The sequence below is a fragment of the Streptomyces sp. NPDC047981 genome (genome assembly GCF_040653315.1).
Lineage (GTDB): Bacteria > Actinomycetota > Actinomycetes > Streptomycetales > Streptomycetaceae > Streptomyces.
In genome coordinates, this window is sequence record NZ_JBEZNQ010000017.1 from 114,909 (window position 1) to 122,614 (window position 7,706).

General features: G+C 71.2%; 5 protein-coding genes and 1 pseudogene. 3 read left to right on the top strand and 3 right to left on the bottom strand.

The features are described from left to right. The first annotated feature begins 22 nt into the window (after nucleotides 1–22). Entirely contained in the window at nucleotides 23–676 is a 654-nt protein-coding gene (locus AB0E14_RS13275) for a bifunctional DNA primase/polymerase (RefSeq protein WP_362415730.1), read from the top strand. Nucleotides 677–745: 69 nt separating this feature from the next. Here the strand turns inward: AB0E14_RS13275 and ftsY are convergent, their stop codons facing one another. Continuing rightward, a complete protein-coding gene (ftsY, locus tag AB0E14_RS13280) occupies nucleotides 746–1,972 on the bottom strand; it encodes a signal recognition particle-docking protein FtsY (RefSeq protein WP_362415732.1) in 1,227 nt (408 codons plus the stop codon). 85 nt (nucleotides 1,973–2,057) lie between these two features. On the opposite strand from ftsY, the gene AB0E14_RS13285 reads away from it, so the two are divergent. Beyond that, complete coding sequence (locus AB0E14_RS13285; RefSeq protein ID WP_362415734.1) at nucleotides 2,058–3,521, top strand: cytosine permease; 1,464 nt, start codon at nucleotides 2,058–2,060, stop codon at nucleotides 3,519–3,521. A gap of 90 nt (nucleotides 3,522–3,611) precedes the next feature. Next, nucleotides 3,612–4,589, top strand: coding sequence for an LLM class flavin-dependent oxidoreductase (locus AB0E14_RS13290; RefSeq protein WP_362415736.1), 978 nt, complete (start codon nucleotides 3,612–3,614; stop codon nucleotides 4,587–4,589). A gap of 46 nt (nucleotides 4,590–4,635) precedes the next feature. Here the strand turns inward: AB0E14_RS13290 and AB0E14_RS13295 are convergent, their stop codons facing one another. After that, on the bottom strand, nucleotides 4,636–6,069 hold the full coding sequence (locus tag AB0E14_RS13295) for a sugar porter family MFS transporter (RefSeq protein ID WP_362415738.1): 1,434 nt from the start codon (nucleotides 6,067–6,069) through the stop codon (nucleotides 4,636–4,638). A gap of 203 nt (nucleotides 6,070–6,272) precedes the next feature. Next, a pseudogene (locus AB0E14_RS13300) lies at nucleotides 6,273–7,612 on the bottom strand (AAA family ATPase); the annotation flags it as partial. Between the last annotated feature and the right edge of the window lie 94 nt (nucleotides 7,613–7,706).

Genomic DNA, 7,706 nt, shown 5'->3' on the forward strand with positions numbered 1-7,706 from the left:
CGTCCGACCCGTTGGAGGGGGCATGGGCTTCACGATCGGCGGCATTCGTGAGATGCGGACGGGCTCGCGCCGCCGCGTCCGCACCACGGAGTGCACAGCGGTGGCCGAGTACACCGGACTGTGGGGCTGGGACGTCGTCCCCGGCGCACGGGCCGTCTCCGGCCAGTGTTCCTGCGGAGACGCGTCCTGTACGGCCCCGGGGGCGCATCCCCTCTCCTTCGCCGAGCCGGTCCCGGCCGGCGCGGGACTCGACGACGCGACCAAGGCGTGGGCCCGCTACCCGGGCGCGGCGCTGCTGCTGCCGGTGGGCCGGGCGTTCGACGTGATCGAGGTCGCCGAGCCGGCGGGGCGGCGGGCGCTGATCCGCCTGGAGCGCATGGGCCTGCCGTTGGGCCCGGTCTGCGCGACGCCCACGGGGCGGGCCCAGTTCTTCGTGGCGCCCGGCGCGGCGGCGGAGCTGCCGCAGCTGCTCTACCGGATGGGCTGGGACGACGCGGACCTGGACCTGCGGGGCCTGGGCCCCGGCGAGCACGTGACGGCGCCGCCCTCGGACCTCGGCGGCCTGGGCCCGGTCCGCTGGCTGCGTCCGCCGACGCTGGACACGGCGGGCGCGCCGCCGCAGGCGCGGCTGCTGCTCGGCACGCTGGCGTACATCTGCCACCGCACGCACTACTGACCGACGACACCGACGCGAAGGGCCCCGCCGGACGATCCGGCGGGGCCCTTCGCGTCGGTGTCTCGCGGGTCAGTCCCCGATGAGGGCGTCGACGAAGGCACCCGGCTCGAAGGGGGCCAGGTCGTCCGGGCCCTCGCCCAGGCCGACGAGCTTGACCGGGACGCCCAGCTCGCGCTGGACGGCGATGACGATGCCGCCCTTGGCCGTGCCGTCGAGCTTGGTGAGCACGATGCCGGTGATGTCCACGACCTCGGCGAAGACGCGCGCCTGGACCAGGCCGTTCTGGCCGGTGGTGGCGTCGAGGACGAGCAGGACCTCGTCCAGCGGGCCGTGCTTCTCGACGACCCGCTTGACCTTGCCCAGCTCGTCCATCAGACCGGTCTTGGTGTGCAGTCGGCCGGCGGTGTCGATGAGGACGACGTCGGCGCCCTCCGCGATGCCCTCCTTGACGGCGTCGAAGGCGATCGACGCCGGGTCGCCGCCCTCGGGGCCGCGGACGGTGCGCGCGCCGACGCGCTCGCCCCAGGTCTGGAGCTGGTCGGCGGCGGCGGCACGGAAGGTGTCGGCGGCGCCGAGGACGACGGAGCGGCCGTCGGCGACCAGGACTCGGGCGAGCTTGCCCGTGGTCGTGGTCTTGCCGGTGCCGTTGACGCCGACGACCATGACGACGCCCGGGGTGCCCGGGTCGCTCTCGGTCTTCACGGAGCGGTCGAAGTCGGGGCCGAGGAGGGCGACGAGCTCCTCGCGCAGCAGGCCGCGCAGCTCCTCGGGGGTGCGGGTGCCGAGCACGCGGACGCGCTCGCGCAGCCGCTCGACCAGTTCCTGGGTCGGGGCGACGCCGACGTCGGCGGTGAGCAGGGTCTCCTCGATCTCCTCCCAGGTGTCCTCGTCGAGGTTGTCCCGCGACAGCAGCGCGAGCAGCCCCTTGCCGAGGGAGTTCTGGGAGCGGGCGAGGCGGGCGCGGAGCCGTACGAGACGGCCCGCGGTCGGCTCGGGGATCTCGATCTCGGGCGCGGGCGCCTCGGCGACGACCGGGTCCTCGACGGCGGCGGGGGCCTCGACGGCCTCCTCCGCGGTCGGGAGGTCGACCTCCTCGATGGTGCGGCGTGGCTCTTCCCGCGGTGTCTCCGCCTCCTCGCCGACGTGCGGCTCGGCGGGCGGAGCGGTGATGGTCGGCGTGGTGGACGGTGCCTCGGGCGGTGGCAGCTGCTTCTTCTTGCGGCCGCTGATCACGAGCCCGCTGGTCACGGCGACGGCGACGACCAGGGCGATGACTACAGCAAGAATGAGTTCCATAACGGGTCCAGTATCGGCCACGAACGGACCGTAGGAGGAGCACGTACGCTGGGTGGGTCCCCCACCCCCCGCACGGAGTACCGCCATGCCCCCTGCCGCCGAAACCGCCGCGGATTCCCCCGTAGAAGCCGAAAGCGCAGTCGAGACGCGCGGTCTCGAACCCGTCCCCGACGCCGAGCGCTCCGGCCGCGTCCGCGAGCTGTTCCCGACCTGGGTGGCCGCCAACATCAGTGTGCTTCTTCTCACGATGGGCGCCGGGCTGATCGTCTTCAACGGCCTGAACTTCTGGCAGGTGCTCGTCGTCGCGACGGCGGCGCCGATCCTCTCGTACGGGATCGTCGGCCTGATATCGATCGCCGGAAAGCGCGGCGGCTCCCCCGGCATGGCGCTGTCGCGGGCCGTGTTCGGCCAGCGCGGCAACCTATTCCCCGGCTCGCTGATCTGGGTGGCCCGCTGGGGCTGGGAGACGATCAACGCGGTCACCGGCGCCTACGCCGTGCTGACCGTGCTCGACCTGCTCTTCGGGATCGAGTCGAACACCGCGCTGATCGTCATCACGCTGCTGCTCTTCGTCGCCTGCACCTTCCTGGTGTCCGGGCTCGGCATCAACGCGCTGCGGGTGTGCAGCACGTGGTCGACGTACCTCTTCGGCGCGTTCTCGGTGCTCGTGCTGGTCTATCTGGTCGCGAACACCGACTGGTCGGCGGTCTTCGACAAGCCGGCCGGTTCGACGGCGATGATGATCGCCGGCATCGGCACGATCGCGGCGGGCGGCATCAGCTGGGTGCCCTCCGGCCCGGACTTCACCCGCTATCTGCCGCGCACCGCCTCCTCGAAGGCGATGGTCGGCACCACGGTCGGCGGCGCCGGGATCGTCGTGCTGCCGATGGTCCTGATGGGCGCGGTGATGGCGGTGGCCACCCCGGACCTCGCCTCGGCGCAGGACCCGGTCTCGTTCATCGGTGAGCTGCTGCCGGCCTGGATCTCGGTGCCGTACCTGCTCATCGCGCTGATCGGGATGCTGCTGATCAACTCGATGTCGATGTACTCGGCGGGGTTCACCGCGCAGACGCTCGGCATCAAGGTCTCGCGCGCGGCGGCGGTCAGCGTCAACGCCGTGATCAGCCTGGTCTTCGGCTTCCTCCTGATGGTGGTGGCGACCAGCTTCATCGGCTCGTTCATCTCCTTCCTGACGCTGCTCGCGGTGGCGTTCTCGGCGTGGATCGGCGTCTTCGGCGTCGACATGCTGCGCCGCCGCTCGTACGACGGCGAGGCGCTCATGGACACGGGCCGGACCAGCGCGTACTGGTACCGGGGCGGTTACGCCTGGCAGGCGATGACGGCGTGGGCGGTGGCGCTCGTGGCGGGGCTGCTGTTCACGAAGGTCGACTGGTTCTCCGGTCCGCTCGCCTCCTCCTGGGTCGGCGAGAACGGGCTCGGCTGGGCGGCGACGATCGTGGTCGCGGGCGGGCTGTACGGCGTGCTGCCGAGGGACCGGGCGCGGGTCGCCGCGGAGCCCGCCGAGGCCCGCGCGTCCGTTTCCGTCTGACCCGGAATCCGACCCGGACCGTTCTCATCTGACGCCACGTCAGATACCGTCCCCCTTCGCCGGCATCCCACGCGCGGAGGGGGACTTCCCATGCCCTTCACAGTCGTACGGTTCAACCTCGTCGATCCGCACGCGACCCCCGAGTCCCTCTCGGAGCGCTACCGGGCCGCCCTCGCCATGGCCGCCTACGCCGACGAGCACGGCGTGGACACCGTCCAGACCGAGGAGCACCACGGCGCGGCCAACAACTGGCTGCCCTCGCCCTTCGCCTTCGCGGGCGCGGTCTTCGGCGCGACGAAGAGAATCGCGGTCACCGTCTCCGCGATCATCGGGCCGCTGCACGACCCGCTGCGGCTCGCGGAGGAGATCGCCGTCCTCGACCTGCTGAGCGGCGGCCGTCTGGTGACGGTCGCGGGCATCGGCTACCGGCCGGAGGAGTACGAGGAGCGCGGGGTCGACTGGGGCCGCCGGGGCAAGCTCCAGGACCTGCTCCTGGAGACCCTGCTCAAGGCGTGGTCCGGCGAGCCCTTCACCTACGAGGGCCGTACGGTACGGGTCACCCCGCGGCCCTTCACCCAGCCGCATCCGCTGCTGCTCGTGGGCGGCTCGTCGAGGGCGGCGGCCCGGCGGGCGGCACGCCTCGGACTGCCTCTCTTCCCGAGCGCGCACCTGCCGGAGCTGGAGACGTACTACCGGGAGCGGTGCGCGGAGTACGGCACCGAGGGCTGGACGATGATGCCGGCCGAGAAGACCCCGCTGCTGCACGTCTCGGAGGACCCCGACCGTTCGTGGAAGCTGTACGGGGAGCACTTCCTGCACGAGGCGCGGACGTACGCGTCCTGGCAGTCGAAGGACATCACCTCCGCGGTGCGCTCGGCGGCGACGACGGTGGCCGAGCTGCGCGCCGAGGGGGTCTACCGGATCGTCACGCCCGAGGAGTGCGTGACGCTCGGGCAGGAGCTGGAGAGCCTGGTGCTGCATCCGCTCTGCGGCGGGATGCCGGTCGAGGAGGGGTGGCGGTCGCTGCGGCTGCTCGGGGAGACGGTGCTGCCCCGGCTCAGGGCATAGGGCCCTGGCCGGGGCAGTCCCGGTGCGAGGAGAGGGGCAGCGGGGTTTAGCCCATCTCCTCCAACGCCTTGCCCTTGGTCTCCTTCACGTACCTGAGCACGAAGGGGATGGAGAGCACGGCGAAGACCGTGTAGATGATGTACGTGCCCGAGAGGTTCCAGTCCGCCAGGGACGGGAAGCTCGCGGTGATGGCCCAGTTGGCGATCCACTGCGCGGAGGCGGCGACGCCGAGGGCGGCGGCGCGGATCCGGTTGGGGAACATCTCGCCGAGGAAGACCCAGACCACCACGCCCCAGGAGAGGGCGAAGAAGAGCACGAAGACGTGGGCGGCGACGAGCGCCACGACGCCCTGGGTGTTGGGGAGCTTGCCGTCGACGAGGTCGGCGGAGAAGGCCCAGGCCTCGAAGGCGAGGGCGATCGCCATGCCGACGGAGCCGACGAGCGCGAGCGGCTTGCGGCCCACCCGGTCGACCAGGACCATCGCGATGACCGTGCCGATGATGTTGATGATCGACGTCGTGAACGAGTAGAAGAACGAGCTGGTGGGGTCGATGCCGACCGACTGCCAGAGCGTCGAGGAGTAGTAGAACGCGACGTTGATGCCGACGAGCTGCTGGAAGACCGAGAGCCCGATGCCGACCCAGACGATGGGCAGCAGCTTGAACCGTGTGCCGGCCTGGAGCAGGTCCTTGAAGGTGGACTTGTGCTCGCTGCGCATCGCCTGCTCGATCTCGGCGACGCGGTGGTCGAGGTTGACCCCGTGGCCCTCGACCTCGGAGAGGACCTCCTTCGCCCGGTCGGTCTTGCCGACCGAGATGAGGAAGCGGGGCGACTCCGGGATCGCGAAGGAGAGCAGACCGTAGAGCAGGGCCGGGACGACCATCACGCCGAGCATCCACTGCCAGGCTTCGAGGCCGCCGATCTCGCCCCGCTGGTCGCCGTCGGCGAGCTGCAGGATGCCGTAGTTGACCAGCTGGGAGATGGCGATGCCGATGACGATGGCGGCCTGCTGGAAGGAGCCGAGGCGACCGCGGTAGGCGGCGGGGGCGACCTCGGCGATGTACGCCGGGCCGATGACGGAGGCCATGCCGATGGCGAAGCCGCCGACGATCCGCCAGAGGGCGAGGTCCCAGAGGGCGAAGGGCAGGGCGGAGCCCACGGCGCTGACGGCGAAGAGCACGGCGGCGATCTGCATGCAGCGGATGCGGCCGATGCGGTCGGCGATCCGGCCCGCGGTCGCGGCCCCGATGGCGCAGCCGATCAGGGCGATGGCGATGACCTGGGCCAGGGTGCCGGAGCCGATGTCGTAGCGGTCCCTGATGGCCTCGACGGCGCCGTTGATGACGGCGCTGTCGTAGCCGAAGAGGAATCCGCCCATCGCGGCCGAGGCCGTGATGAAGATGACGTGGCCGAGGTGGTCCGGGTGGGCGGCCCGGCCTTCGGACGGCGGCGGCGTGGGCGCCTGCGCGGTGTGGGGCACATGGACTCCTAGGCTCCGGCGGCGTCGCCGGGGGGGGGCGAGCCCTTCCAGTGGCGCACAACATCACGCCGCCCACCACGTGAAGGTAAAAGCAACGTTGCAGAGACTATGCCTTCAAGTTTCGAAGTCAATACCTGATGTCGTATGACTTAAAACAAGCCCTCTGGCTCGATGTGTTCAAGACTTGAAGTTGATGGGGTGGATCAGCGGAGCCGCTGGCTGATGACCTTCGAGACGCCGTCGCCCTGCATGGAGACGCCGTACAGCGCGTCCGCGACCTCCATCGTCCGCTTCTGGTGCGTGATCACGATGAGCTGCGAGGACTCCTGGAGCTCCTGCATGATCCGGATCAGCCGCTGGAGGTTGGTGTCGTCGAGCGCCGCCTCGACCTCGTCCATCACGTAGAACGGGCTGGGGCGGGCCTTGAAGATGGAGACCAGCATCGCCACGGCGGTCAGCGAACGCTCACCGCCGGAGAGCAGCGAGAGCCGCTTGACCTTCTTGCCCGGCGGGCGGGCCTCCACGTCGACGCCGGTGGTGAGCATGTTGTCGGGGTCGGTCAGGATCAGCCTCCCCTCGCCGCCGGGGAAGAGCCGGGAGAACACGCCCTCGAACTCGCGGGCGGTGTCCCGGTACGCCTCGGTGAAGACCTGCTCGACCCGGATGTCGACCTCCTTCACGACCTGAAGGAGGTCGGCCCGGGTCTTCTTGAGGTCCTCCAGCTGCTCGGAGAGGAACTGGTGCCGCTCCTCGAGCGCCGCGAACTCCTCGAGGGCCAGCGGATTCACCTTTCCGAGCTGCTGGTACGCCCGCTCGGCGGCCTTGAGCCGCTTCTCCTGCTCCGAACGGACGAACGGCCTCGGCTGGTTGCGCGGGTGCTCGGGGTCCTCCGGCAGCTCCTCGCCCTCGGCGGGCGGTGACGGCGGTACCAGCTGGTGGGGGCCGTACTCGGAGACGAGGCCGGCCGGTTCGACGCCCAGTTCCTCCAGGGCCTTGGTCTCCAACTGCTCGATCCGCATCCGCTTCTCGGCTCCGAGGACCTCGCCCCGGTGCACGGAGTCGGTGAGCTTGTCCAGCTCGGCCTTCAGGTCGCGCCCCCGGGTGCGGGCGGCGGACAGGCCCTGCTCGCGCGCGCCCTTCGCGGCGTCGGCGAGGGCGCGCTCCTGCTCGGCCCGGACGAGGGAGACCTCGACATGGGCGAGGAGCTGGCGGGCACCGGCGGCCACCGCCCCGGCGACCGCCGCCTCGTGCCGCATCCGGGCCCGCCGCTGCTCGGCGCGCGTGCCTCGCGTTCGGCGCGGGCTCCCCGGTCGAGGGAGTCGGCCCGCCCCGCGAGCCCCTTGACGCGTTCCTCGTGGGTACGGAGCTGGAGCCGGGCCTCCATCTCCGTCTGGCGGGCGTTGGCGCCGTCGGCGGCGAGCCGGTCGCGCACGGAGGTGTCGGGCTCCTCCTCGGCCGGGGTCTCCTCGACGACGAACAGCCGCTCGGTCAGCTCCTCGGCCTCGTGGAGCGCCTTCTCCAGCGCCTCCTCGGCGCGGGCGGCATATCGACATCGCTCCCCACGGTGTCGGGTCGGGCGTGAGCCTGTGCGCGGCCCTCCAGCTCTGCGCGGCGACGCCCAACCTGCGAACGTACGA